The sequence below is a fragment of the Vreelandella arcis genome (genome assembly GCF_900103865.1).
GTDB classification, from domain to species: domain Bacteria; phylum Pseudomonadota; class Gammaproteobacteria; order Pseudomonadales; family Halomonadaceae; genus Vreelandella; species Vreelandella arcis.
The window spans coordinates 151,818-176,701 of record NZ_FNII01000008.1 but is presented as its reverse complement, the minus strand read 5'-3'; the positions used below and the strand labels follow the sequence as shown (position 1 = coordinate 176,701).

Here is a 24,884-nt window from a genome sequence, read left to right as displayed (position 1 = left end):
TGACGACATTGTAGCCTTGTCTGCCCCGACTTGTCTGCGTTTGCCCTGGGGCGCGACGTCACAGCTGTTTGAATTGGATGCTGGCAGGCTCGCGAGACGCGCCGGCCTCGTCTAGACGTTGCAGGTAGTTTTCCCAGTAGGCCGCTTGATGTTGGGCCAGATCATAGAGGTAATTCCAGCTAAACAGGCCGCTATCGTGGCCGTCATCAAAATGCAGTTTAAGCGCGTAGTTGCCCGCTGGGGTGATGTTTTGCAGGCCCACGTCTTTTTTGCCGACCTGAAGCACGGCGGTATCGCCGCCGTGGCCGCGTACTTCGGCCGACGGGGAATAAACGCGTAAAAGCTCCACCGGCAGGCGGTAACTTTCACCGCTAGCGTAAGCCAGCTCTAGTTCGCGGGTCGACTTGTGGTAGTGAACGCGGGTGGGCTTGGGAGCATTCATAACACACCTCAAATGTGGCTGGGCATAGGTGACCAAGTGTGGCACACCTAAGCTCGGCATCCCTGCCGAGCCAATGCGTTACAGAATATAGCGCGACAGATCTTCGTCGACGGCTAGCTCACCCAGTTGGGCATTTACGTAGTCGGCGTCGATCAGCAGTGGGCTTTCCATGTCACCGCCTTTGAACGAGGCTTCTTCCAACAAGCGCTCCATGACCGTGTGCAGCCGACGTGCGCCGATATTTTCGGTGCCTTCGTTAACCTGCCAGGAAATTTCGGCGATACGTTCGATGCCGTCCTGGGTGAAATCAACGTCGAGCCCCTCGGTGGCCAACAGCGCTTGGTATTGTTTGGTCAGCGAGGCAGACGGTTCGGTCAGGATACGCTTGAAGTCGCCTGGGGTCAGCGCGTCCAGCTCGACGCGGATAGGCAGGCGGCCCTGCAGTTCGGGGATTAAATCCGATGGGCGCGATAGATGGAAAGCCCCCGAGGCGATAAACAGGATATGGTCGGTTTTGACCATGCCGTATTTGGTCGACACAGTTGAGCCTTCAATCAACGGGAGCAGATCGCGTTGCACGCCTTCGCGAGAGACTTCGCCGCCGCTGGATTGGCCGCTGCCTTTGGCAACTTTATCGATTTCGTCGAGGAAAACGATGCCGTGCTGTTCGACGGCTTCCACGGCGCGAGCTTTAATTTCTTCCTCGTTGACCAGTTTGCTGGCTTCTTCATCGCGCAGCAGGCCGAAGGCTTCTTTGACCTTAACGCGGCGCGTTTCACGCTTCTGCTGGCCCATGTTGGAAAACAGGTTCTGCAGTTGGCTGGTCATTTCTTCCATACCCGGCGGCGTCATGATGTCGATGCCTTGGCCCTGGGCGGAAATTTCAATGTCGATCTCTTTGTCGTCTAACTGGCCTTCACGGAGTTTCTTGCGGAAGGTTTGGCGCGTGCCGTTGTCCTCGCGCGGTTTGTCTTCCTGGCCGCGGGGTGGAGGCAGCAGGGCGTCGAGAATGCGGTCTTCGGCAGCGTCCTCGGCCCGGTGGCCGACTTCTTCTTTAGCGTGTTCGCGAACCATCTTGATCGCTGATTCCATCAAGTCGCGAATGATCGACTCAACATCGCGGCCCACATAACCCACTTCGGTAAATTTGGTGGCTTCGACTTTAATGAACGGCGCGCGGGCCAATTTGGCCAAGCGGCGGGCAATCTCGGTTTTACCCACGCCGGTAGGGCCGATCATCAAAATGTTCTTAGGCGTGACCTCCGGGCGCAGATCGTCGTCCAGCTGCATCCGACGCCAGCGGTTACGCAGCGCAATAGCCACGGCGCGTTTGGCATCTTGTTGACCAATAATGTACTGATCCAAGGCGTGGACGATTTCGCGGGGTGTCATCTGGGTCATAAAAAAGTGGCCTCAACGTTCGCTGATGTTCAGCTCTTCAAGCGTGATGTGATGATTGGTGAACACGCAGATGTCACCGGCAATGTCGAGCGATTTCTCGGTAATCTCACGGGCGCCCAACTCGGTATTTTCGAGCAGCGCGCGGGCGCTCGCCTGGGCATAGTTGCCGCCGGAGCCGATGGCGATAATGCCGCGCTCGGGCTCAACGACGTCGCCATTGCCGGTGATAATCAACGAAGCGCTATGGTCGGCTACGGCGAGGAGCGCTTCTAGGCGGCGCAGTGCCCGGTCGGTACGCCAGTCTTTGGCGAGCTCAACGGCAGCTTTAGTAAGGTGACCCTGGTATTTTTCAAGCTGGGCTTCAAAACGCTCAAATAGCGTAAAGGCGTCGGCGGTGCCGCCGGCAAAGCCCGCGAGCACCTTGCCACGGTACAGGCGGCGCACCTTGCTGGCATTGCCTTTCATGACGGTATTGCCAAGGGAGACTTGGCCGTCACCCGCTAGGGCGACTTGGTTTCCGCGACGCACGGATACGATGGTGGTCATGGAGGTAACTCCTTGGGGGAGGCGTGCTCCCGATGACATTCGGGTCGTGTTGTGACCATTGTGAAAGCAGTTCACAACAAAATGCGGGCGGTCGATAAAAAATCAACCACCCGCTAAATAAAGCCGTTCAATAAAGCGTTTTAAAAATTGACCGCCTGGATTGGCAACAGCTAGTTCTGCAGTTGAATAAGCAGCGGTTCAATGCCTTGCGTGCCCATCAAGTCTTGGGCGCGATTTAGTTCGTGAGTGTCTTCATAGGGGCCGACCTGCACGCGGTGCCAAGTGCTGCCATTGGCTTGGATTTCACTAATTTTAGCCAGTAGGCTCAAATTGCGCAGTCGTTGCTGTAGCTGCTCGGCGTCGCCAAGTTCACGGAACGACGCCGCTTGCAGCATATACCGCGCCTCATCGTCGGGGGTGGTTTGCTGCGCGGTGGTGACTTGCTCTTGCGGACGCATATTGGCAGCGATGACTTGGGCAATAGGGTCGTCAGCGGTATTGCTCTCGGCGCGACTGGTTTCATCCGCATCGGCGGCGGTAGGGCGTTCAACGGTTGAGTCGGGGGCCACGCCAGGCGCGATCACTTCGGTTTCAGGCAGCAAGGTATAAAACTCGAAGGTGGGCATGGACGGCTCCTCCGACGCTTCGGTTTCGCGTGCCGCTTGGCGTTCTTGTTGCTCGGCGGTGGCTGAGCCTGATGTCGCTTGGGCGGTTTCGTCTGGGGCATCCTGCCAGGGGGCTGTGCCGTGCTGATGCTGGGCAAGAAAGAAACCCGCTGCAACGCCCGCTAGCCCCCAGAGCCAGCCGGGTAGCCGAAATCCACCGCCCGAACGACGGGCGGCTTTGCGCTGGCTAGTGGCACCGCGGCGGGTGGGCTTTTTACGCGGGGTGGCCATGGCTTACATCTCCTCGGGGGCGCTGACCCCCATCAAATCCAAGCCGTTGCGCAAAACCTGGCGGGTGGCCAGGCCTAGCGCCAGACGGGTGTTGCGCAACGTGGTGTCGTCGACCATTACCTTGACGGCGTTGTAGCAGGTGTGGAAGTCGCCCGCCAAGTCGAGCAAGTACTGAGCGACCTGTTGGGGCTCGCGGTTGTTGGCGGCGTTTTCGACCACTTCGGGGTAGCGGGCCAAACGGTTGAGTACGGCGCGCTCCTGGTCGCTGTCGAGTAGCGCCAGGTTAGCCAGCGCCAGGTCGTGATCGAAGGTCTGTCCGGCCGCTTCCGCTTTGCGCAACATGCTGCACACCCGAGCGTGAGCGTACTGGATGTAGTACACCGGGTTGTCATTGGACTGGGAGCGGGCCAGGTCGATATCAAAGGTCAACTGGGAGTCGGCGCGCCGGGCAGCGAGGAAAAAGCGCGTTGCATCGCGGCCGACTTCGTCGATCAGGTCGCGCACGGTGACATAACTGCCCGCTCGTTTGGAGAGTTTTACCTCGACGCCTGAGCGGGTCACCATGACCATTTGGTGGAGCACGTAGTCGGGCCAGCCCTTGGGAATGCCGACTTCCAGCGCTTGTAGGCCTGCACGAACCCGCGTCACTGTTGAATGGTGGTCGGCCCCTTGTTCGTTAATCACCGTGGTAAAGCCACGCTGCCATTTGTCTAGGTGGTATGCCACGTCGGGCAGAAAGTAAGTATAGCCGCCTTCCTGCTTGCGCATTACGCGGTCTTTATCGTCGCCGAAATCGGTCGTACGCAGCCACATGGCGCCGTCTTCTTCGTAGGTGTGGCCTGCCGCGATGAGTTTCTCAACCGTCGCGTCTACCTTGCCATCTTGGTAGAGCGATGATTCGAGAAAGTAGACGTCGAACTCGACACCGAAGGCTTTAAGATCCATATCCTGCTCGCGGCGTAGCCAGGCCACGGCAAAGGCTTGGATGGCGTCCAGATCGTCGGGGTCGGCGCTGGCGGTGACTTCGCGGTCATCGGCGCTCACCGTTTTACCTGCCAGATAGTCGTTGGCAACATCGACGATATACTCACCGCGATAGCCGTCTTCCGGCCAACTGGGATCTTCGGGGCCAAGCCCTTTGGCGCGGGCTTGCACGGAGCGCGCCAGGTTGTCGATTTGCGCGCCGGCGTCGTTGTAGTAGAACTCACGTGACACGTCATAGCCCGTGGCGTCGAGCAGGCGGCATAGGCAGTCGCCAATCGCTGCTCCTCGGCCGTGACCCACGTGAAGCGGGCCGGTAGGGTTGGCGGAGACGAATTCCACCTGCACTTTTTCACCCTTGCCGATCAGGCTGCGGCCAAACGTATCGCCGCTGTCTAGCACCTGGGCGACAATTTGCGCAGCGGCGTCGGAGGCCGCAAAAAAGTTGATAAAGCCCGGGCCGGCAATGTCGATCTTTTGGATGGCATCGCTTTCGGGTAGCGCCGCGACCAGCGCATCCGCCAGCTCACGGGGTTTCATACCGGCCGGCTTGGCGAGCATCAATGCCAAGTTGGTCGCATAATCGCCGTGGGCTTTATCTTTGGCAGGATCCACCTTGATCGTGGGCTGTAAATCAGCGGGCAGCACGCCTTGGTGCTTGAGCGCGGAAACCGCGCCGTCGAGCAGGGAAATAATCGTATCTTTCATTTAAGTATCCGGTTACGTCGGTGGCGCGCATTTATACGAGGTGTGCCAGTAAGGCGGCTATTATCGGCAATTGGCGCGCAGTTTCAAAGCCGTGTGTGCGGAGGCGGCTAAGATAGGCTTTGCGGATCGATGTCGATCGACCAGCGAACCCGTCGTGCATCGCGGTTTGCCTCGAGCCATTGAACTAGCCAACTGGCAGCGGCGTGGAGCTGGCTGCGCTTATCCGCGGCGAGCATGACCTGCATGTGGTAACGGTTCTGGCGTCGTTCCATGGGCGCGGGTGCCGGCCCTAGGCAGCGCGCTGGGGTGTTGCTATGGGTTAGCCATTGGCGCAGTGCCTGGGCGGCCTGTTGGGCCAAGGCCAGCGCGGCATCTTCTTTGGGGCTTTCGATGCGTAGCAGCGCCATAAAACAAAACGGGGGCAGTTGGGCGAGGCGACGCTCTTCGAGTAAGTTGCGTGCGAGTGCCCCGTAGCCATGTTCGGCGAGTTGGCCGAGATGCGGGTCGTCGGGGTGCAGGGTTTGCACCAGCACGCGGCCGGGGTGGGCCGCACGGCCTGCTCGTCCGGCCACTTGCTCCAACAGTTGAGCGCTGTGCTCCAGAGCGCGAAAGTCGGCGGCGTAAAGACCGCCGTCGGCGTTGACCACCACGACCAACGTCACATGGGGCAAGTGGTGCCCCTTGACGAGCATTTGTGTCCCCACCAATAGGCAAGGTTCGCCTCGCTGAATCTCTTTAAGCATTTGCTCGAAGCTGTCTTTGCGACGTGTGCTGTCGCGGTCGATGCGTTGCACGGTGGTCTTGGGGAACAGGCTTTGCAGGGTTTCTTCGGTGCGCTCGGTGCCGCTGCCCAGCGCACGCAAATCGCCACTACCGCATTCCGGGCAGGCGTCCGGCAAGCCGCGACGGCTATCGCAATGGTGGCAGGCGAGTAGCGGAGGCTGGCGATGCAGTGTCATGCGCGAATCACACTGGCCACACTCGGCTATCCAGCCGCAGGCATGGCAGGCAAGCGTCGGCGCAAAGCCACGCCGGTTGATGAAAATAAGTACCTGCTTGCCGGCAGCCAGGGTGTTTTTGATGGCTGTTAGGGCGGCTGGTAACAACCCGCCCTGGCGGCGCTGGTGACGCATGTCGACCAGTTCGAGTTTGGCAGGCGGGTGACGGCTGGGGCGCTGGGTTAAGCGTAAATGCCGATAAGTGCCAGTCAGCGCCTGCTGTAAACTTTCCAGAGATGGCGTGGCACTGCCCATTAATAAAGGAATCTTATGGTGGTGGGCACGGGCAACGGCCAAGTCGCGGGCGTGGTAACGCAGGCCGTCCTGCTGCTTATAGGAGCCGTCGTGCTCTTCATCGACGATGATCGCGCCGGGGTTGGCCAGCGGCGTAAAAATCGCCGAACGAGTGCCGATGATGATCAGTGCGCGCCCGCTGGCGGCGGCCTCCCACACGTCCAGGCGCTCCGGGTCGGTGAGTCCGGAGTGTAGCGCCAGAACCGGCACGCGAAAGCGGCTTTTAAAGCGCGCAAGCGTCTGCGGGGTGAGGCCAATTTCCGGCACTAATACCAGCGACTGCTTGCCCTTGGCCGCTACGGCCTCTATCAGTTGTAAGTAAATTTCGGTCTTACCGCTGCCGGTGACGCCTTCTAGCAAGCAAGGGTGATAGCCATCGAGCTTTTCGTGCAGCGCGGCCAGCGCGGTGGCCTGTTCGCGGTTAAGCGGCAGTGCCGGGCTAGCCAGTAGGCTGCCGCCGGGAGGCGTGGGGGCGGTGAGGGTAATGTCCTGCGCATGGGCGAGGCCCTTTTTCTCTAGGGCGAGTAATTGGTCGCGGCTAAAGCCATGGGCATTCACTGCGCGGCCCGGTAACCCGTGGGGGTGCTGGCGCAGTAATGCATGTAGCTCGGCCTGCTTTGGGGCGCGGCTAAGGCGTTCATCGTCGGGCGCACCTGACGAAAGCCAGAGGGTTTGTGTTCGGCCGGCCATAGGGTGGCCTTGGCGGAGCCTTGCGGGCATTGCTAAGTGCAGCGTATCGCCGAGGCTGTGCTGGTAATAGCGCGCCGTAAACTGGCAAAGCCAGAACCAATCGGCTGGCAGTGGCCCATCGTCTAGTGTCTCGTGAACACTGCGCAACTGGGAGCGCGGCAGGTCGCTGTGGTCTGCCAGCTCGACGATGACCCCCACAACGTCTCGACGGCCAAACGGTACGCGAACGCGCAGACCCGGCTGCCAGCCGCCAGGGGGCGTCTGGCGGCTGGGTAAGTAGTCAAACAAGCGTCGCAACGGCGACGGCAGGGCGATTTTCAGCACCTGGGCAGAAACAGCGTCGGACAATTGGCCTCCGGCATTAGTTTTGCTAGAATATGCGGCCGCTCTAAATCTAAACGATGGAGCGATTAACCGGTTAGTCGTTTTTTAAACCCGTATGCGGTGCCTGGCACGAGATCAGGTGGCGGCATACCGCTGATGAGGCTCAAGATGAAACAAGGTATCCATCCGAATTACAACACGGTCAACGCCAGTTGTTCTTGCGGTGCTACATTCCAGGTCGGTTCTACCTCGGGTCAGGACTTCTCTCTGGACGTGTGCTCCAACTGCCACCCTTTCTATACGGGTAAGCAGAAGCAAGCGACCACGGGTGGCCGTGTAGAGCGCTTCAACAAGCGTTTTGGCGCTGCCATCAAGCGCGGCTAATCCAGTCCGGATTCGCCATCTCGCCAGCATCCAGGTGCTTGCGAAAAACCCACGCTTCGGCGTGGGTTTTTTTATAGGTGGCTAGCGCGTTGTCGATAAACAGCGTCGGTAGGGTGCTTTGCTGGTGAGCCGTAAAAACATAAAGGTGAAAAATATTTCCAAAAATGCTGCGCTGCATCCATGAAAGTGGCCATTACGCCTGAGGTGATTGAGAGTAAATTTCATTAAATATCGCTCAAATGTGGCGAAACTGAAGGAAAAGTCGATTAAACGGCCGTTTTGTTGGCAGGTTTACAGCTGGCTTGAGCGTGCTGGGGTTTTTCTATATTCTGAGGGCGCTTACTTTCCTTTTATGCAACTGGACCCTTAACCATGACGGATGCAAATAAGCAGGCTGCTTTGGATTACCACGCTCGGCCGATCCCCGGTAAGCTGTCAGTGGAGTTGACCAAACCCACTGCTACGGCACGGGATCTGGCGCTGGCGTATAGTCCTGGCGTGGCGGAGCCGGTTCGTGAAATTGCCCGTGAAGCCGAAAATGCGTACCGCTATACCGGTAAAGGAAATCTGGTCGCCGTCATTTCGGATGGCAGTGCCATTCTGGGATTGGGTAACCTGGGGCCGCTAGCCAGCAAGCCGGTGATGGAAGGCAAGGGGGTATTGTTTAAATGCTTTGCTGGGATTAATTCGGTGGATATCGAGGTGGACGCAGAGAGTCCGCAGGCGTTTATCGATACTGTTGCACGCATTGCCGATACCTGGGGCGGTATCAACCTAGAAGACATTAAAGCGCCGGAATGTTTTGAAATTGAAAAAGCGCTGATTGAGCGCTGTCGTATTCCGGTTTTTCACGATGATCAGCACGGTACGGCGATTGTCACCGCAGCCGGCATGCTCAATGCGCTGGATATTGCAGGGAAAGCCATCCAAGACGTGAAAATCGTTTGCATGGGCGCTGGGGCTGCCGCTATCGCCTGTATGCGCCTGCTGGTTTCCTGTGGGGCGCGTAAAGAAAACCTGGTGATGCTGGATCGTCGCGGGGTTATCCATAGCGACCGCGAGGGCATCAACGAATATAAAGCGGAATTCGCCCGGGACACGGACATGCGCACCCTGGACGACGCCATCGACGGGGCCGATGTGTTCATTGGGTTGTCTGGTCCAGGGTTGTTGTCGGCGGCGCAGATCCAGAAAATGGCGGCGGATCCGGTGATTTTTGCCTGCACCAACCCTGACCCCGAGATTCATCCCGACGTTGCCCGCGAAGCACGCCCGGATGTGATCATGGCCACTGGTCGTTCGGACTTCCCCAATCAGGTGAATAACGTCTTAGGCTTTCCGTTTATTTTCCGCGGGGCGTTGGACGTACGCGCAACGCGCATCAATGAAGCCATGAAGCTGGCGGCGGTTCATGCCCTGAAAGACTTGGCCCGCGAGCCGGTGCCTCAGGAAGTTCTGGATGCCTACGAGCGCACCGACATGCAGTTTGGGCGCGAGTATATTATCCCCACACCTGTTGATGTGCGGCTGCTGGCGCGTATTTCCTCAGCGGTGGCCCAGGCAGCGGTCGACTCAGGTGTGGCGCGTAAGCCGTACCCGGCGCATTACCCGCTCGGCACCATTGATGACGTTTACGGAGAATAAGTCACTGTCATCCCTGTATTGATGCCTTGCATAGCAGCGCCCGCTTAAAAGCGGGCGTTTGTTTGTGACTTAGTCGGCGCTTTGGTAGCGCGTTAGACCTTCTTGAGCAGTCGATGCCACCAGGCGGCCATCGCGTTGGTAAATATGCCCCCGCGCCAAGCCGCGCGCACCGCCCGCCCAGGGCGAGTCGATGACGTAAAGCAGCCAGTCATCCAGTCGTGTGTCTTCGTGCAGCCAAAGCGTGTGATCGAGGCTGGCAATGCGCAACTGCGGGTCGGTGTAGCGGATGCCATGGGGCACTAGGCTGGTGGTCAGTAAATTAAAATCGGATGCGTAAGACAGCAAATGACGGTGGAGTGCTGCGTCGTTGGGCAGGCTGCCCGCTAAGCGAAACCACAGGCACTGACCGGTGGGTATTGCTTGATCGGGATTGCCCTTGAGGTGCAGAAATTCGATAGGGTGGCCGGGAAAACGTGCGTGTTTAACATCCCCGCTTTCTATCAGTGCTTCCGGGCTTGGGACGTCGGGCATCGCACGCTGGTGGCTGAAACTGGTTTCGTGACTCTGAAAAGAAGCGCTACAGAAAAAGATGGGGCGGCCTTTTTGAATCGCCGTGACCCGGCGGGTGGTGAAGCTGCCGCCGTCGCGAATCGTGTCGACCTGGTAGACCACCGGGCGGTGAGGGTCTCCGGGGCGAAGAAAGTAGCCATGCTGAGAGTGCGGGCGGCGCTCGTCGGGTACGGTGCGGCTTGCGGCGGCTAATGCCTGCCCCAATACCTGCCCGCCGTAGAGCTGAGGGAAGCCTAAGTCTTGGCTTTGGCCTCGAAAGAGTGTGTCTTCCAGGGTTTCTAGCTCCAGTAAATTGACCAGCGTATTCAGCGCGTCTGCCATTCTCGGTATCCTGTAGTGTCTAATTCAGCGGCGCTTAGGGCACCGTTCATACGATCGTTTAGCTACCTTAGCGGAGTTTGCCGTGATTCGCAGCGATGAATTTTATATGCACCGGGCGCTTGATCAAGCTCACTTAGCGGCTGATATGGGCGAAGTGCCGGTGGGGGCTGTGGTGGTCGACGCCGAGGGCCGGATTATCGGTGAGGCGGGCAATGCACCCGTTGTCAACTGCGACCCCAGCGGCCATGCGGAAATTCTTGCCCTTCGCGCCGCCGCCCAGTACCAGGGCAATTATCGCTTAGCCGGTTGCACGCTATTTGTCACCTTGGAGCCTTGTATGATGTGCGCCGGGGCGATGGTTCACGCACGGCTCAGACGCTTGGTATACGGGGCCGCCGAGCCGCGCACGGGGATGATCGAATCAAAAGCTAACCTACTGGCGCAGCCATGGTTCAATCATGCCATTGAGGTGCAGGGCGGTATCCTGGCGGTACCGGCCAAAAAATGTTTAAAAGCGTTTTTTGCTGCCAGGCGCGTTGACGCTGAGAGGTGAGTTAGCCGCCGAGGCGACCGGGAACGACACGGTTCCGGCCAGCGCGTTTGGCGTAATAAAGCGCTTCATCGGCGGTTTGCATCATGCGCGTCATATCGACCGGCTGCGGATCGTTAACGCTTACCACGCCAGCGCTTAGGGTGATGGGGTTGCCGTCGGCATGGGGCAGGTGAGCGTCGGCCAGCTGCAAACGCAGCGTATCAGCCACGCGTTGTGCGGCCTCGACGTCGAGGCCGGGCAGCCAGGCAACAAACTCTTCGCCGCCGTAGCGTGCAAAAATGCCGCCGTGCTGCCCAATCAGCTTCTCTCCTAACCAAGCCGTGCGTTTCAGGTAGTCGTCGCCCACGAGGTGCCCCAACTGGTCGTTCACGCGCTTGAAATGGTCAATATCAAACAATGCCAAGCTGAGCGGTCGTTTGTCTTGGTGCTCGCTGACATGATCAAGAAAATAGCGGCGATTGGCGACGCCGGTTAATTCGTCGTGGCGCGCCAGCCACTCGACCTCGCGCTGCAGTTCGCTGCGGGTGCGTATTTCTTGCTGTAGTGACTGGTTGCTGTGCTGCATGGCGCGGTGATGGTGGCCCAGCTGTTTGAGGGTGTATATCACCAAGTAGACCAAATACGCGAATGCCAGCCCCAGCACCAAGCTGATCGTCGGCAGCCTGGGCAGTTGACTTAATAAGTGGTCGCGACGCGGTTGGTCGGAAAGCGTCAGCCTTTTATCGCCGAGCGCAATGCGATGGTGGTAAGTCCATGGGCCGGGGCGAGTAGCATCGCCATGTTGGGCGAGTATTTGGCCGTTGGCGTGCCATTGGATTAAGCCTTCCGCCTTGGGTAGCGGTTTGAATAGGGTGTCGGCGAGCAACGGAAAGCTCAACGCTATCGCCGTTGCGCCTATATGGGTCTGTTGCGCGTTCATGACGGGAAGATAGTGAATCATGCCGCGCTCGCCCTGCAGTAGTTCGATGATGTCGGTGCTGCCTTCTCGGTTATCGCGCAGTGCCGGTTCAAGCGCGCGACGGCCTGCCGGCTGAACATCGAACAGGCGTAGCCCTAAGAGACTTAAATTATCTGGTGTGGCGGGGTAAACCTGGCGAATGCCGCTGTCGGGCGTGATGAAGGCAATATTAATCAAGTAGTCAAAATCGCGTTGGTAGCCCTCCGCTTGATGCGCCCATTGCCGGTAGTCAGGTGGGGCAGTCTGTAGTGCCCATGAGCGCGTAAAGCGGCGCATCGCGTCAAGATGATCGGTAAGTTCACGGTTGAGCTGGGTCATCACACTTTGAACGCGGGCTTCAGCGCGTTGATGGAGCGTGCGTTCGGCCTGAAGGTGTGACTGTTGCCAAAGCAGTAGCGATACGATGACTAAGCCAAGGGGCAACCATAAGGCGGTGGTCAAATACTGTTTGCCGCGCCAATAAGGGAGGGCATAAACGACGTGAGCCAGCAGTAAGACTGCATGGACGAGCAGCGCCGGCCAAACCGTGGCGTAGTGAAGTAAGGGTATAAAGTCGGGATGCAGCGCCGGTTCTATGGCTTGCAAACCGATCAGCAAAGTGGCCGCAATGATCAGCAGCGGAGCCCCGAGCCGTGCCCGTGAGCGGAGTATGAGCGCCAGGGCGGTTAGCTGGAGCGACACTGTGGCGAGTAACGGTGCCCTAAGGGTTTCAATTGTCGCGCCCGGCAAAATACGCGCGGCTAGCGATTGCCAAGTGGTCGTGGCAACCCAGGCCTCTGGCAGCAGGTAGCTCATCATTCCTGGGGTGAGTAAGCCCAGAGTGGCAGCGGCGATCAAGCACGCCACCCGCCATGCGCTGCGCATGGCGGCCAACTGCGCGAGACTCAATAGCCCCAACGCCAAACAGGTGACGCTGGGCGACACCAATAGCAACCCCGTCGCACTTGCTAAGGCGACGACGGTTAAGCTAAGTGCTGTGCGTGGGAAAAGCCATTGGGGCATTGCGGTCTCGATTTAATCAAGCGGCGGTACAGGTTCAAACATTAACAGCGGATTTGCGTTGACAGGCGTTTGTTCTAACTGGAAAAACTGCTGGCGGCTGCGCTCAACGTACTCGATCATCTCGTAATAGCGGCGAATGTTGCGGACGTAGATGACCGGTTCGCCGCCGCGGGCGTAGCCATGGCGGGTTTTGCTGTGCCATTCGCGCTGTTGTAAGAGGGGGAGAGCCTCGCGCACATCGGCCCAGAGGTTGGGATTGCCGCCGCGCATCTCGGCGATATCGCGGGCGTCATATAGGTGTCCTAATCCGACGTTGTAGGCGGCCATCGCCATATACAGACGGTCGTCGCCGGTAATTTCGTCGGGTAAGCGATCCATGACGCTGCGCAGGTAGCGTGATCCGCCGTCGATGCTTTGGGCAGGATCCCGGCGGTTTTCAATGCCCATTTCTTTGGCGGTAGGACGGGTGAGCATCATTAGCCCGCGTACGCCGGTGGGGGACACTGCGTCGGGATCCAAATGGGACTCCTGGTAGCCAACCGCCGCGAGCAGCTTCCAGTCAAAACCGGTTGTTTTGGCGGCTTGTTTGAACTCGTCAGTAAAGCGAGGCAAACGGGCATCCAGGTGGGTGAGAAAGGTGCGGGTGCCGACATACTCAAGGTAATCGTCGTGGCCGAAATAGCGCTCGACCAGCTGATCAAGGATGCCGGTTTGCTGTAGATCTTCCAGAAAGCTATTTGCCGCGTTAAGCAACCCTAGCCCTCGCCCGCTGGGCACTGCCCAGGCCATTGAGAGGGGGTCGCCTAGCGTAAAGCCGCGTTCCACGTTGGGGAAAAACAGTCGGTTGATGCGGAACTGGTGGTCGAAAATCACTGCCGCGTCGAGCGGCCCATCTTCGACTTGGGCAAGCAGTTCGGCGACCTCCAGTTCGTGGGATTCGTTCCAGCTCAGTTCAGGGTGATCGCGCTGCAGGGTGCGCAAGGCATTACTGGTGCCCGCGCCGCTTAGGGTGCCCAATGAGAGCCCCACCAGGTCGCTTGGCGTAGCGATGCCGTTAAGGCCGCGACGGTAAACCACCAAGGGTTGCATTTGGATAATGGGGCGAGTGAAGTGAATGCCGGGTGTATCGGTGAGTAGCGGTAGCGCCGCGGCGCCTAAGTCGCCCTCTTCGCGCACGGCCGGGAGCACGCTTTCCGGGTGGTGGTCGGCGTTCAGGTTGAGGCTGACCCCCAGGCTGTCGGCAAACCGGCGCATCAGTTCATACTCAAATCCCGTGGGTCCGTGGCGGCCTTGGTAATAGGTGGTGGGTGTGTTGCGGGTATGAATGGTAATGAAATCACGCTGGCGAATCTGCGCTAGGTGTTCGCCTTCCGGCACAAACGAAAAGGTCGGCATCATCACTAACAACGCGATGGCGATGAGCGCAAAGTAATAGCTCGATTGGGCGATAAAATGTCGGCAAATCAACGTCAGCATGGCGTCTTTTGGTCATGGAGAAAGCTGCCACGATACCCAGCCGTTCCCAGGCTGTCACCTTGTAGATTTCGTGTGACCGACGCTTTCCAGTATCATAGGGCCTAATCAGTGTCGTAAAAGAGGGCCGCACTGCGGCCTGGTGATTTCCCTGCTCGAATTCTTCCTGCTCTAGAGGCTTCTGGATATGCTCGAACTGCGAGGCGCGCCCGCCCTTTCTGCCTTCCGTCATGCTCGGCTATTAGCGGTGCTGCGTGAACGTGTTCCCGAGGTCGAGGCGTTATCCGTTGATTACGTCCACTTTATTGACCACCACGAGGCGTTAGACGCGGCCACCCGGGAGCGGTTGGCGCAGCTGTTGGATTACGGCCACGAGGCGGCGGTTGAACCACCCAAGGGCGCACAGCGTTTTTTGGTGGTGCCGCGAATCGGCACTCAGTCCCCCTGGTCATCTAAAGCCACGGATATCGCCCACAATTGTGGCGTGACGGGCATTTCACGGATCGAACGCGGTATGGATTACCGCATTGCGTTTAGCTCGCCGCCCGACGAAGACGCGCTTAACGCCGTGACTGCCTGCCTTCACGACCGCATGACTGAAACCGTGCTGACTGACGCCGACCAGGTCGCTGCGCTGTTCGCCCGTCACGACCCGGCCCCGCTGGGTAGCGTGGATATTCTCACGGGTGGGCGCGATGCGCTGGCGACTGCAAACCGCGAGCTGGGGCTGGCGCTTGCAGATGACGAGATTGACTATCTCGTGGAGGCGTTTAACGAGCTGGATAGAAACCCCAGCGACGTTGAGCTAATGATGTTCGCCCAGGCGAATTCCGAACACTGCCGGCATAAGATTTTTAACGCCGACTGGCGGATCGATGGAGAGCAACAAAGCCATTCGCTGTTCAAAATGATCAAAAACACCTTTGCCACCGCGCCGGATAATGTTCTGTCTGCCTACAGCGATAACGCCGCGGTGATCAAAGGCAGTCAGGCGGGGCGTTTCTTTGCCACGCCACTGACCGGCGCGGAAGATGAACGCGCGCTGTACGATACGCATCAGGAACCGATTCACATCCTGATGAAGGTGGAAACCCATAACCACCCGACCGCCATTGCGCCTTTCCCGGGGGCGGCGACCGGGGCAGGCGGTGAAATTCGCGATGAAGGGGCCACCGGCATCGGCGGCAAACCCAAGGCGGGTCTGTCCGGCTTTAGTGTTTCTAACCTGCGTATTCCTGAGTTTGTTCAGCCCTGGGAGGCCTTCGATTACGGCAAGCCCGAGCGCATGCAGTCGGCACTTGCGATTATGCTTGATGGCCCCATCGGTGGTGCGGCGTTTAACAATGAATTTGGCCGGCCCAACCTGACCGGCTACTTTCGCACCTACGAGCAGGACGTGCTCAGCGAAGAGGGCATCGAGCGGCGCGGCTTTCACAAGCCGATTATGATTGCCGGCGGCTACGGTAATATTCGCGCTCAACACGTGCAAAAAGGCGACATTCCGGTGGGGGGCAAGCTCATCGTCATGGGCGGCCCGGCAATGCTCATTGGCCTGGGCGGCGGGGCGGCATCCAGCATGGCGTCCGGTGCTTCCAGTGCGGATTTGGATTTCGCCTCCGTGCAGCGGGAAAACCCGGAAATGGAACGCCGCGCACAAGAAGTCATCGACCGTTGCTGGGCGCTTGGCGACCATAACCCTCTCCGCTTTGTCCACGACGTTGGGGCCGGTGGGCTGTCCAATGCGCTGCCGGAGCTGGTCAAAGACGGCGGTCGCGGTGGGCTGTTTGATCTGCGCACCGTGCCTAATGCCGAGCCGGGCATGAGCCCGCTGGAAATCTGGTGCAACGAAGCCCAAGAGCGTTACGTGCTGGCGGTGGCCGCCGAAGACCTTGCCACCTTTGAAGCGCTATGTGCCCGTGAACGGTGCCCTTTTGCGGTCGTTGGCGAGGCCCTTGAGCAGCACCATCTGGAAGTCCGCGACGGCCATTTTGAGACCAAGCCGGTTGACCTGCCGATGAGCGTGTTGTTTGGCAAGCCGCCCAAAATGCAGCGTGAATTTAACCGCCGAACGCCCGCTTTGTCGGGTGTGATGCTGGATAATCTCGACCTGCGCGAAGCGCTCGACCGTATATTGCGCCTGCCCACGGTGGCGTCTAAAAGCTTCTTGATTACCATCGGCGACCGTTCGATTACCGGGCAAGTCGCCCGCGACCAGATGGTGGGGCCTTGGCAGGTGCCAGTGGCCGACGTGGCGGTGACCACTGCCAGCTTTGATACCCACGCGGGTGAGGCGATGGCCATGGGCGAGCGCCCACCAGTGGCCTTGATTGACCCTGCCGCTAGTGCTCGGTTGGCCGTGGCTGAAGCCATCACCAACTTGGCTGCGGCGCCGATCGCCAAGCTTGGCGATATCAAGCTCTCGGCCAACTGGATGAGTGCTGCTGACCATCCGGGTGAAAACCAAGCGCTTTTTGATGCCGTTCACGCCGTGGGCATGGAGCTGTGCCCGGCGCTGGGCATTGCCATTCCGGTAGGCAAAGACTCGATGTCGATGCGCACGGCCTGGCAAGACGAGAACCCCCAGGGCGAGACGGAAGACAAGAGCATTACTTCGCCGCTGTCGCTGGTGGTCACTGGGTTCGCCCCGGTAACCGATGCCTTGGCGACGCTGACACCTCAGATCAATCTTGAGCAGGACGAGTCCGATCTTATTTTGATCGACCTGGGTAATGGCCAGAACCGTATAGGTGGCTCGGCCTTGGCCCAGGTGTACGGACAGGTAGGCAACGAATGCCCGGACGTGGATGACGCCGAGGACATCAAGGCGTTTTTTGAAGTCATCCAGGGGCTCAACCGCGATGGCAAGCTGCTGGCTTACCATGATCGCAGCGATGGTGGCCTGCTGGTCACCCTGCTGGAAATGGCCTTTGCCGCCCACGCCGGGCTCGAGATCAAGCTCGACTGGTTGGTCGACGAACCCGTGGAAGCGTTTAGCGCGCTGTTCTCGGAAGAATTGGGCGCGGTGATCCAGGTTAACCGTAAAGATACCGAAGAGGTGCTGACCCAGTTCGCCGTGGCCGGCATCGAAACCTGCGGGGTTATTGCGCGCCCGCGTTACGATGATCAAGTGCGCGTCACGCTATTCGAAGAGCCGCTGCTCGAAACCACGCGTCAGCTCACGCAGCGTACCTGGTCCGAAACCAGCTACCGCATGCAGGCGCTGCGCGATAACCCCGAGTGCGCGAAAAACGAATTCGATAATTTGCTCGACGTTCGCGACCCGGGGCTGTCCGCGTCGCCGACCTTTGATATCAACGACGATATCAGCGCGCCGTTTATCAACACTACCAAACCGGCCGTGGCCGTGCTCCGCGAGCAGGGCGTCAATGGCCAGGTCGAAATGGCCTGGGCGTTCGACAAAGCGGGCTTTGATGCCGTAGATGTGCATATGAGCGATATTTTGCAAGGCAGGGTGTCGCTCGATGAATTCAAAGGCATGGTGGCCTGCGGCGGGTTCTCTTACGGCGACGTGTTAGGCGCGGGCGGCGGCTGGGCAAAATCAGTGCTGTTCAACGAGCGCGCTCGTGACCAGTTCGCCGGGTTCTTTAACCGTGACGATAGCTTTTCGCTTGGTGTGTGCAACGGTTGCCAAATGCTCTCGCAGCTTAAAACGTTAATCCCGGGCGCGGAAGACTGGCCCGCCTTTGTGCGTAATGAATCCGAGCAGTTTGAGGCGCGTCTTTCCATGGTGCGGGTTGAAAAAAGCCCCTCCATCCTGCTGGCCGGTATGGAAGGCTCGCAGTTGCCTATTGCGGTGGCTCATGGTGAGGGGCAGGCGGCGTTCCGCGACAGTGCCCACCTGCGGCGCATGCAGTCGAGCAGCCAAGTGGCAATGCGTTTCGTGGATAATTACGGTCAGGTAACCACCCGTTACCCGGCTAACCCCAATGGATCACCTTCCGGGATCACCGGGCTCACCTCAACCGATGGGCGCGCCACGATTATGATGCCTCACCCCGAGCGTGTGGCGCGGGCAGTGACCAACTCCTGGCGCCCCAGCGAATGGACTGAGGATGGCGCCTGGCTGCGTCTATTCCGCAACGCGCGTGCTTGGTTGAAGTAGCGCTTGCGACGGGTTTGATGCGGCGGCGAGCGCCGCCGCATCAGGTGGCGTCAGGTTACGGTTGAGGCGAGGCCAGGGCTGCGTTATCGCTGGCGGCTGGCGTTATGCCCAACTGCGTTTCCAGGGTATCAAGCTCGTGACGATAGCGTTTCACCAGGCTTTCGTAGCGGCCAAAGTCATGCCCACATTCTGAGCAGTACACATGACTTTTACCACGACGCGTGGCGGGTAAATTCTTGAACCGGCTTTGGCACTCGGGGCACTCGGGACTGAAGTGAGAGGTTGTCATGAGTAATCTCCTATATAGATGACAAAATCGATAAGCTGACGCTTAATGAGTCGGCGTTTTATTTCCCTGTACGTCTTAAGATTAGACGAATGTCTAAATAGTTCAATAGCAGGCTAATCAATTTGCCGTCTTCTTATCCATTGCCCATACCCCAGCTACGCCCTTACCAGTCAGCAGCGGTAAGCCGCGTGGTGGCGCACTTTCGTGCCTCCCACGAGCCGGCGGTGGTGGTGTTGCCCACGGGGAGCGGTAAGTCGCTGGTGATTGCCGAGCTTGCTCGGCTGGCCCGTGGCCGGGTGCTGGTGCTGGCGCATGTGCGTGAGCTGGTCGAGCAGAACCACGCCAAGTATCGGGCTTACGGTCTGGAAGCCGATATTTTTAGCGCCGGGCTAAAGCGCAAGGAGGCGTCGCGTCAGGTGGTGTTTGGCTCGGTGCAGTCGGTGGTTAGACATCTTGATCGGTTTGCCGATGGCCATTTTACCCTGCTAGTGATCGACGAGTGCCATCGCGTTTCGCTGGATGAAGATGCCAGCTACCGCCAGGTGATTGACCACCTGCAACGGCAAAATCCGCAGCTTAAAATACTCGGCCTAACGGCAACGCCCTATCGGCTGGGGCAGGGGTTTATCTATCACCGCCATTATCACGGCATGGTGAAAGGCAGTGATGCCTGTTTCTTTCGTGACTGTGTGTTTGAACAGCCGCTTAGGCTGATGGTCAAACAAGGCTTTTTGGCTGAACCCAAACGACGCGATATGGCGGTTGAGGGCTACGATTTTTCGCGCCTGGCGCCGGCAGCTAATGGCATTTATAGCGAGGCGGCGCTCAACCAGGTGGTGGCGGGCAACCGTGCCACGCCGGGCATTATTCAGCAGGTTATTGAATACGCCGTGGAGCGCCAAGGCGTAATGATCTTTGCCGCGACGGTGGCCCACGCCGAAGAAATCATGGGATATCTGCCAGCGGGGCAGTCAGCGCTGATTACCGGTGGTACGGAATCGCAAGAGCGCACGGCGATTATTGAGTCGTTCAAGGCTCAAGCGCTTAAATACTTGGTCAATGTGGCGGTGCTCACCACCGGGTTTGACGCGCCCCATGTGGATCTTATCGCGATTCTGCGACCCACCGAGTCGGTTAGCCTGTATCAGCAAATGGTGGGGCGGGGGCTCCGCCTTGCGCCGGGCAAGCAGGACTGCTTAGTGCTCGACTACGCGGGCAACCCTTGGGATTTGTATGCGCCGGAAGTCGGTGAGCCCAAGCCGGATAGTGATAGCGAGCCCGTTCAGGTCGAATGCCCCGCCTGCGGCCATGCCAATCTGTTTTGGGGCAAGCGCGATGGCGAGCTTGTCATTGAACACTTTGGTCGCCGTTGTCAGGGGTTAATTGAAAAGGATGAAGGCAAGCGTCATCAGTGCGACTTCCGTTTTCGCTTCAAGGTCTGCGATGAGTGCGGCGCCGAAAATGATATCGCCGCCCGGCGATGCCACGGTTGTGAGACGCTGCTGGTCGACGCCGATAACAAACTCAAGGATGCCCTAAAGCTGAAAGACGCCAAGGTGTTAAGGGTCAGCGGCATGGCGCTGGAAGCGACGACTAACGGCCGCGGTCTGCCGCGCCTCAAAGTCACCTATTACGACGAAGACGGCGCGAGCTTAGCGGAATGGTTTGCGCTGGAGACATCGGCGCAGCGCCGCGCTTTCTATGCGGCTTTTTTGCGCGACCATATACGCGCCCCTGCGTCGGCGTGGCAACCTATGACCCCACAGGAGGTGGTCAGCGAGCAGCGCCGCCTGCGCCATCCCGATTTCGTCGTCGGTCGCAAAGTCGGGCGTCATTGGCAGCTTCGCGATAAGCTGTTTGATTATCAGGGGCGCTACCGTAAAGCCGCTGAAGCAGGATAAAGTGGCGTCAGCCACGACGTTCAGCGACTTTGTTACACTGCCCGTTGGTATGAGCCAGACAACCTAAACGTCGTTATAAACCCCGTTGATTAACCAAGGAAACCGACCCGCGTGAGCGAGACGCCAAGCGTCAATGCCGCTCCAGCCAGCACGGATACCTCGGCCGCTGAGCCGATGGCCGAGGCGCTGGGGCGGCTATTCAATGAGCCGATTACCCAATTGCCGGAGGATTTGTATATTCCCCCGGAAGCGCTGCGTGTCTTTTTGGAGGCGTTTGAAGGGCCGCTGGATCTGTTGCTTTACCTGATTCGCCGCCAGAACTTGGATATTTTGACCATTAACGTGGCCACCATCACCCATCAGTACATCGAATACGTGGAACTGATGAAGGCGATGGAAATCGAGCTGGCCGGCGAATATCTGCTCATGGCCGCGATGCTTGCTGAAATCAAATCGCGCACGCTACTGCCGCGCCCGCCTAAAGCCGAAGGCGAGGAGGAAGAAGATCCCCGGGCAGAGCTGATTCGCCGGTTGCAAGCGTACGAGCGCCTGAAAGAAGCGGCCGAGTCGCTGGATACGCTGCCCCGTGTCGGCCGCGACTGGTTCAGCGTGCAGGCAGGCTTGCCGCCGCTGGAAGCCCGAGTTATTCATCCGCCGGTCGAGCTCGATGAGTTATTGGGAGCGCTGGCCGATATTCTTAAACGCGCCGAGCTTGCCAAGGCTCACCATATAAGCCGCGAAGTGCTGTCCACCCGTGAGCGCATGCTGAAGATTATGGAGCAGCTCAGCGGAGGGGAAGACGGTCAGCCGCACTATACGCCGTTTGCCGCGCTGTTTACCCTCGAGGAGGGTCGCGCGGGTGTGGTAGTGACCTTCATGGCGATTTTGGAGCTTGCCAAAGAGGCGATGATCGATATCGTGCAGAATGCGCCGCTCTCGCCGATCCATGTACGGGCAAGACCCGCAGCGATTAGCGACGCAAGCGACCCTGAAGGCGCTTTTGAGATGGATGACGCCGGCGAGAATGCCCAGCAAGAAAGCGCATTCGAGACGCGCGCCGATGAACCCGATAATCAGGCCGACAAGGATGCGCCATGAGTGAAGTCACCTCGGCTTTGGACGATATTGTAGAAGCCGCGTTATTGGCGGCGGGCGAACCGCTACCCCTGGAACGTATAGAAACGTTGTTTCTCGATGGGGAGTGCCCTTCACGAGGCGAGCTTCGCGAGGTGCTGGCGCGCTTGGGTGAACGCCATGGGGCGGGGGCCTTGGAGCTGGTCGAAACCGCCTCAGGCTATCAACTGCGTATTCGCCCCCGACTTTCCCGGTGGGTTTCCCGTTTATGGGACGAGCGCCCGCAGCGCTACTCGCGGGCGCTGCTCGAAACCCTGGCGCTCATCGCTTATCGCCAGCCGGTGACCCGCAGTGACATCGAAGACGTACGCGGGGTGAGCGTGAGTAGCTCAATTATGCGCACGCTGATGGAGCGGGGCTGGATACGCGTAGTCGGGCATCGCGATGTGCCGGGGCGTCCCGCCGTGTATGCCACGTCGCGGAGCTTTCTGGATGATTTTGGGCTAAAAACCCTGGATGCGCTGCCGCCGATGCACGCGCTGGTTAGCGGGGAAGATAGTGAGCACGATAGCGGTGAAGCCTCCGATACCCTCAATCAACAGACGCCATCAACTGAGCCCCAGCCCCCTGACGGCCAAGAAGGACTGGACGGCGCGCCTGAAACCGTGCAGGATGCGCCACCCGAAACGGCCGATAGTGCCGAGACGCACGCCGAGACGGCGTTAACCCAGCCGCTGAGCTTTGCCGATTTAGAGGCACGCCTGGCGGCACGTGCGCAGCGCTCTGATGATCAAAGCGCGCGCACGCAGACCCATGATGAGAGGTCAGACGACCATGAGTCAGAGTAATACCCCTTCCGCTAGTGAAAAACTGCAAAAAGTACTCGCCCGTGCCGGTCTTGGCTCACGGCGCGAGATGGAAACCGTCATCGCCGACGGCCGTGTTAAGGTCAATAGCCAGGTCGCCAAGTTGGGCGATCGCGTTGACGCCCGCGATAAGGTCAGCGTTGATGACCGGCCTGTGGCGCTGCGCCCGGAAGATGAAACGCCGCGTCGGGTCATTATGTACAACAAGCCGGAAGGCGAGCTGTGTACCCGTAAAGACCCGGAAGGCCGCCGCACCGTCTTTGATCGACTACCGCGATTGAAAGGCGAGCGCTGGATCGCCATTGGACGCCTGGATATCAATACCAGCGGCCTTTTATTGTTCACTACCGATGGCGAACTCGCTAACCGCTTGATGCATCCCTCCACCCAGGTGGAGCGTGAATACGCGGTGCGCGTTATGGGCGAGGTCAAGCGCGAACATGTGGTGGCGATGGTCGACGGCGTAATGCTTGAAGATGGCCCCGCGCGCTTCACCGACGTTCAAGAATTCGGCGGTGAAGGCATCAACACCTGGTTTCATGTGGTGATTTTAGAGGGTCGCAACCGCGAAGTGCGTCGCCTTTGGGAATCGCAGGAACTGACGGTGAGTCGTTTGAAACGGGTCCGTTATGGCAACATCTTCCTCGATAAGCGCGCCAAAGCGGGTGAATGGGTCGAGCTTTCGCAGGCTGAGGTGGACGACTTAGCCGCGCTCGCAAACCTGGAAACGCGTAAAGTTCCAGAATTGACGCCGGACGAAAAAAATCGCTGGAGTCGCGATAAAAATAAGCGCCGCCCTGTACAGGCGATGCGTAAACCAAAGCGTTCCTAATGACCACGCAAAAGCGATAAGCAAGGTTCGGCGGATTAGGCAAAAGTTCAAAAAAGACTTGCGGATAGCGTAGGTCGTCCGTAGTATATGCATCCGTTCGGGCGGGTCGTTAGCTCAGTTGGTAGAGCAGTTGACTTTTAATCAATTGGTCGCAGGTTCGAATCCTGCACGACCCACCAACCGAACAGAAAAAGCCTTATGTGCCGTCGCGTGCATCTGGGTCGTTAGCTCAGTTGGTAGAGCAGTTGACTTTTAATCAATTGGTCGCAGGTTCGAATCCTGCACGACCCACCAAATTCGACACCCCTGGTAGTTTACTGCCAGGGGTGTTTTGCTATGTGGGAAATGAAAGTCGGGAGATTGGACTTGCCGTTAGCAACCATTTCCCGCCAAAATGGTCACATCAATGTAACCGGCAGATGAGCCCACCGCGAAAGACGCAGCGGCTCATTGCCAACGAGAGCGGCGCGTGCGGAGCGCATACGCCGTGACTGGTGTTTAACAGGGGGATTCCCTGTTCGTCACAGTGGTAGACACGATGACTATTATGACTTCTCAAGCTGAGCTCGATGCTCCGCTCCCCAGCCCGTACTGCCCGACCCGCATTCCCACCGAAGACCAAGCGCGCGTGGCAGAAATCAAGCAATTGCTTAAGCAGCACAATGCCGTGTTGGTCGCTCACTATTATACCGACGATGCCATTCAACAGTTGGCGGAAGAGACGGGTGGTTGTGTTGCCGATTCGCTGGAAATGGCGCGCTTTGGGGCACGCCATGACGCCACCACGCTGGTTGTCGCCGGGGTGCGCTTTATGGGCGAAACGGCGAAAATTCTTTCGCCTGAAAAACGCGTACTGATGCCGACCCTGGAGGCCACCTGTTCATTGGACATCGGTTGCCCCGCCGATGAATTCAGCGCCTTTTGCGATGCCCACCCCGACCGCACGGTGGTCGTGTACGCCAACACCTCAGCGGCCGTTAAGGCGCGAGCCGATTGGGTGGTGACTTCATCGATTGCCGTCGACGTGATTGAGCATCTACAGGCGAAAGGTGAAAAAATCCTCTGGGCGCCCGATAAACACCTGGGCGGCTACATTCAGGAAAAAACCGGTGCCGATATGCTGATGTGGGACGGCGCCTGTATCGTCCACGAGGAATTTAAGGCGAAAGGTATCGAGGATCTCAAGCGTCTTTATCCGGATGCCGCCGTCCTGGTTCACCCTGAGTCGCCCGCCCCGGTCGTTCAGTTAGCCGATGTGGCAGGCTCTACGTCGCAGTTGATTAACGCCGCCAAAACCTTGCCCAACGAGCAATTAATTGTGGCCACCGACCGCGGCATTTTCTTCAAAATGCAGCAAGCGGTGCCGGGTAAAACGCTGTTTGAGGCCCCAACGGCGGGTAATGGCGCTACTTGTCGCAGCTGCGCGCATTGCCCGTGGATGGCAATGAACGCGCTCGATAACCTGGCGGGCGCGCTACGTGAGGGTAGCGGTGAAATTCACGTCGGCAGCGAGCTGCGCCAGCAGGCGCTTAAGCCGCTGGAGCGAATGTTGAACTTCAACGCTTAGCCGTTCATGGCCAGGCGGGCTCTAAGGGCCTGCCTGGCGAGCCCGTA

Annotated in this window: 19 protein-coding genes and 2 tRNA genes; 11 read left to right on the top strand and 10 right to left on the bottom strand. The window is 58.8% G+C overall.

Going from position 1 to position 24,884, the window contains the following annotated elements; translation table 11 throughout:
• Window positions 1-58: 58 nt before the first annotated feature.
• The 6 genes from BLR97_RS11565 to BLR97_RS11540 form a co-directional block, all read right to left on the bottom strand.
• On the bottom strand, window positions 59-442 hold the full coding sequence (locus BLR97_RS11565) for a gamma-butyrobetaine hydroxylase family protein (protein WP_089706629.1): 384 nt from the start codon (window positions 440-442) through the stop codon (window positions 59-61).
• A gap of 78 nt (window positions 443-520) precedes the next feature.
• Window positions 521-1,843, bottom strand: coding sequence for an ATP-dependent protease ATPase subunit HslU (gene hslU, locus BLR97_RS11560; protein ID WP_089706627.1), 1,323 nt, complete (start codon window positions 1,841-1,843; stop codon window positions 521-523).
• Between the two features lie 12 nt (window positions 1,844-1,855).
• Window positions 1,856-2,389: an ATP-dependent protease subunit HslV gene (gene hslV, locus BLR97_RS11555; RefSeq protein WP_089706624.1), complete on the bottom strand. Its 534-nt coding sequence runs from the start codon at window positions 2,387-2,389 to the stop codon at window positions 1,856-1,858.
• Between the two features lie 170 nt (window positions 2,390-2,559).
• Window positions 2,560-3,285, bottom strand: coding sequence for an SPOR domain-containing protein (locus BLR97_RS11550; RefSeq protein WP_089706621.1), 726 nt, complete (start codon window positions 3,283-3,285; stop codon window positions 2,560-2,562).
• A gap of 3 nt (window positions 3,286-3,288) precedes the next feature.
• Window positions 3,289-4,974 carry an arginine--tRNA ligase gene (argS, locus tag BLR97_RS11545; RefSeq protein ID WP_089706616.1) on the bottom strand — a complete coding sequence of 562 codons (1,686 nt, stop codon included), beginning with the start codon at window positions 4,972-4,974 and terminating at the stop codon, window positions 3,289-3,291.
• Between the two features lie 107 nt (window positions 4,975-5,081).
• Complete coding sequence (locus BLR97_RS11540; protein ID WP_089706613.1) at window positions 5,082-7,304, bottom strand: primosomal protein N'; 2,223 nt, start codon at window positions 7,302-7,304, stop codon at window positions 5,082-5,084.
• Window positions 7,305-7,448: 144 nt separating this feature from the next.
• On the opposite strand from BLR97_RS11540, the gene rpmE reads away from it, so the two are divergent.
• Entirely contained in the window at window positions 7,449-7,664 is a 216-nt protein-coding gene (rpmE, locus tag BLR97_RS11535) for a 50S ribosomal protein L31 (protein WP_089706610.1), read from the top strand.
• 372 nt (window positions 7,665-8,036) lie between these two features.
• The gene (locus tag BLR97_RS11525; RefSeq protein ID WP_089706605.1) at window positions 8,037-9,308 is read left to right on the top strand and encodes a malic enzyme-like NAD(P)-binding protein; all 1,272 of its coding nucleotides are present in this window, start codon (window positions 8,037-8,039) and stop codon (window positions 9,306-9,308) included.
• Window positions 9,309-9,377: 69 nt separating this feature from the next.
• Here BLR97_RS11525 and BLR97_RS11520 read toward each other — a convergent pair whose 3' ends face one another.
• Entirely contained in the window at window positions 9,378-10,199 is an 822-nt protein-coding gene (locus BLR97_RS11520) for an acyl-CoA thioesterase (protein WP_089706602.1), read from the bottom strand.
• An 85-nt stretch (window positions 10,200-10,284) separates the two neighbouring features.
• Here BLR97_RS11520 and tadA point away from each other — a divergent pair, with 85 nt between their 5' ends.
• On the top strand, window positions 10,285-10,752 hold the full coding sequence (gene tadA, locus BLR97_RS11515; RefSeq protein WP_211605125.1) for a tRNA adenosine(34) deaminase TadA: 468 nt from the start codon (window positions 10,285-10,287) through the stop codon (window positions 10,750-10,752).
• A gap of 1 nt (window position 10,753) precedes the next feature.
• On the opposite strand, the gene BLR97_RS11510 is transcribed toward tadA, so the two are convergent.
• Together BLR97_RS11510 and mltF are read right to left on the bottom strand one after the other, a co-directional pair.
• The gene (locus BLR97_RS11510) at window positions 10,754-12,712 is read right to left on the bottom strand and encodes a GGDEF domain-containing protein (protein WP_089706599.1); all 1,959 of its coding nucleotides are present in this window, start codon (window positions 12,710-12,712) and stop codon (window positions 10,754-10,756) included.
• Between the two features lie 12 nt (window positions 12,713-12,724).
• Window positions 12,725-14,188, bottom strand: a complete 1,464-nt coding sequence (gene mltF / locus BLR97_RS11505; RefSeq protein ID WP_089706596.1) for a membrane-bound lytic murein transglycosylase MltF — start codon at window positions 14,186-14,188, stop codon at window positions 12,725-12,727.
• Window positions 14,189-14,372: 184 nt separating this feature from the next.
• Between mltF and purL the strand changes: the two genes are divergently transcribed.
• Complete coding sequence (purL, locus tag BLR97_RS11500) at window positions 14,373-18,308, top strand: phosphoribosylformylglycinamidine synthase (protein WP_089706593.1); 3,936 nt, start codon at window positions 14,373-14,375, stop codon at window positions 18,306-18,308.
• 55 nt (window positions 18,309-18,363) lie between these two features.
• Here purL and BLR97_RS11495 read toward each other — a convergent pair whose 3' ends face one another.
• Window positions 18,364-18,597 (bottom strand): hypothetical protein, encoded by a 234-nt coding sequence (locus BLR97_RS11495; RefSeq protein ID WP_089706590.1) that lies wholly within the window; start codon window positions 18,595-18,597, stop codon window positions 18,364-18,366.
• A gap of 122 nt (window positions 18,598-18,719) precedes the next feature.
• On the opposite strand from BLR97_RS11495, the gene radD reads away from it, so the two are divergent.
• The 7 genes from radD (at window position 18,720) to nadA (ending at window position 24,837) form a co-directional block, all read left to right on the top strand.
• Window positions 18,720-20,498 carry a DNA repair helicase RadD gene (gene radD / locus BLR97_RS11490; protein WP_479694208.1) on the top strand — a complete coding sequence of 593 codons (1,779 nt, stop codon included), beginning with the start codon at window positions 18,720-18,722 and terminating at the stop codon, window positions 20,496-20,498.
• A gap of 111 nt (window positions 20,499-20,609) precedes the next feature.
• Entirely contained in the window at window positions 20,610-21,596 is a 987-nt protein-coding gene (locus BLR97_RS11485; protein WP_089706587.1) for a segregation and condensation protein A, read from the top strand.
• Window positions 21,593-22,420 carry an SMC-Scp complex subunit ScpB gene (gene scpB, locus BLR97_RS11480; protein ID WP_089706584.1) on the top strand — a complete coding sequence of 276 codons (828 nt, stop codon included), beginning with the start codon at window positions 21,593-21,595 and terminating at the stop codon, window positions 22,418-22,420. The genes BLR97_RS11485 and scpB overlap by 4 nt, the downstream gene beginning before the upstream one ends.
• Window positions 22,407-23,270 (top strand): 23S rRNA pseudouridine(2605) synthase RluB, encoded by an 864-nt coding sequence (gene rluB, locus BLR97_RS11475; protein ID WP_089706581.1) that lies wholly within the window; start codon window positions 22,407-22,409, stop codon window positions 23,268-23,270. Before scpB ends, rluB begins: the two co-directional genes overlap by 14 nt.
• 103 nt (window positions 23,271-23,373) lie before the next feature.
• Window positions 23,374-23,449, top strand: a tRNA-Lys gene (locus BLR97_RS11470).
• Window positions 23,450-23,488: 39 nt separating this feature from the next.
• Window positions 23,489-23,564 (top strand) — tRNA-Lys (locus BLR97_RS11465).
• Window positions 23,565-23,808: 244 nt separating this feature from the next.
• The gene (nadA, locus tag BLR97_RS11460) at window positions 23,809-24,837 is read left to right on the top strand and encodes a quinolinate synthase NadA (RefSeq protein WP_089706578.1); all 1,029 of its coding nucleotides are present in this window, start codon (window positions 23,809-23,811) and stop codon (window positions 24,835-24,837) included.
• The last annotated feature ends 47 nt before the right edge of the window (window positions 24,838-24,884 follow it).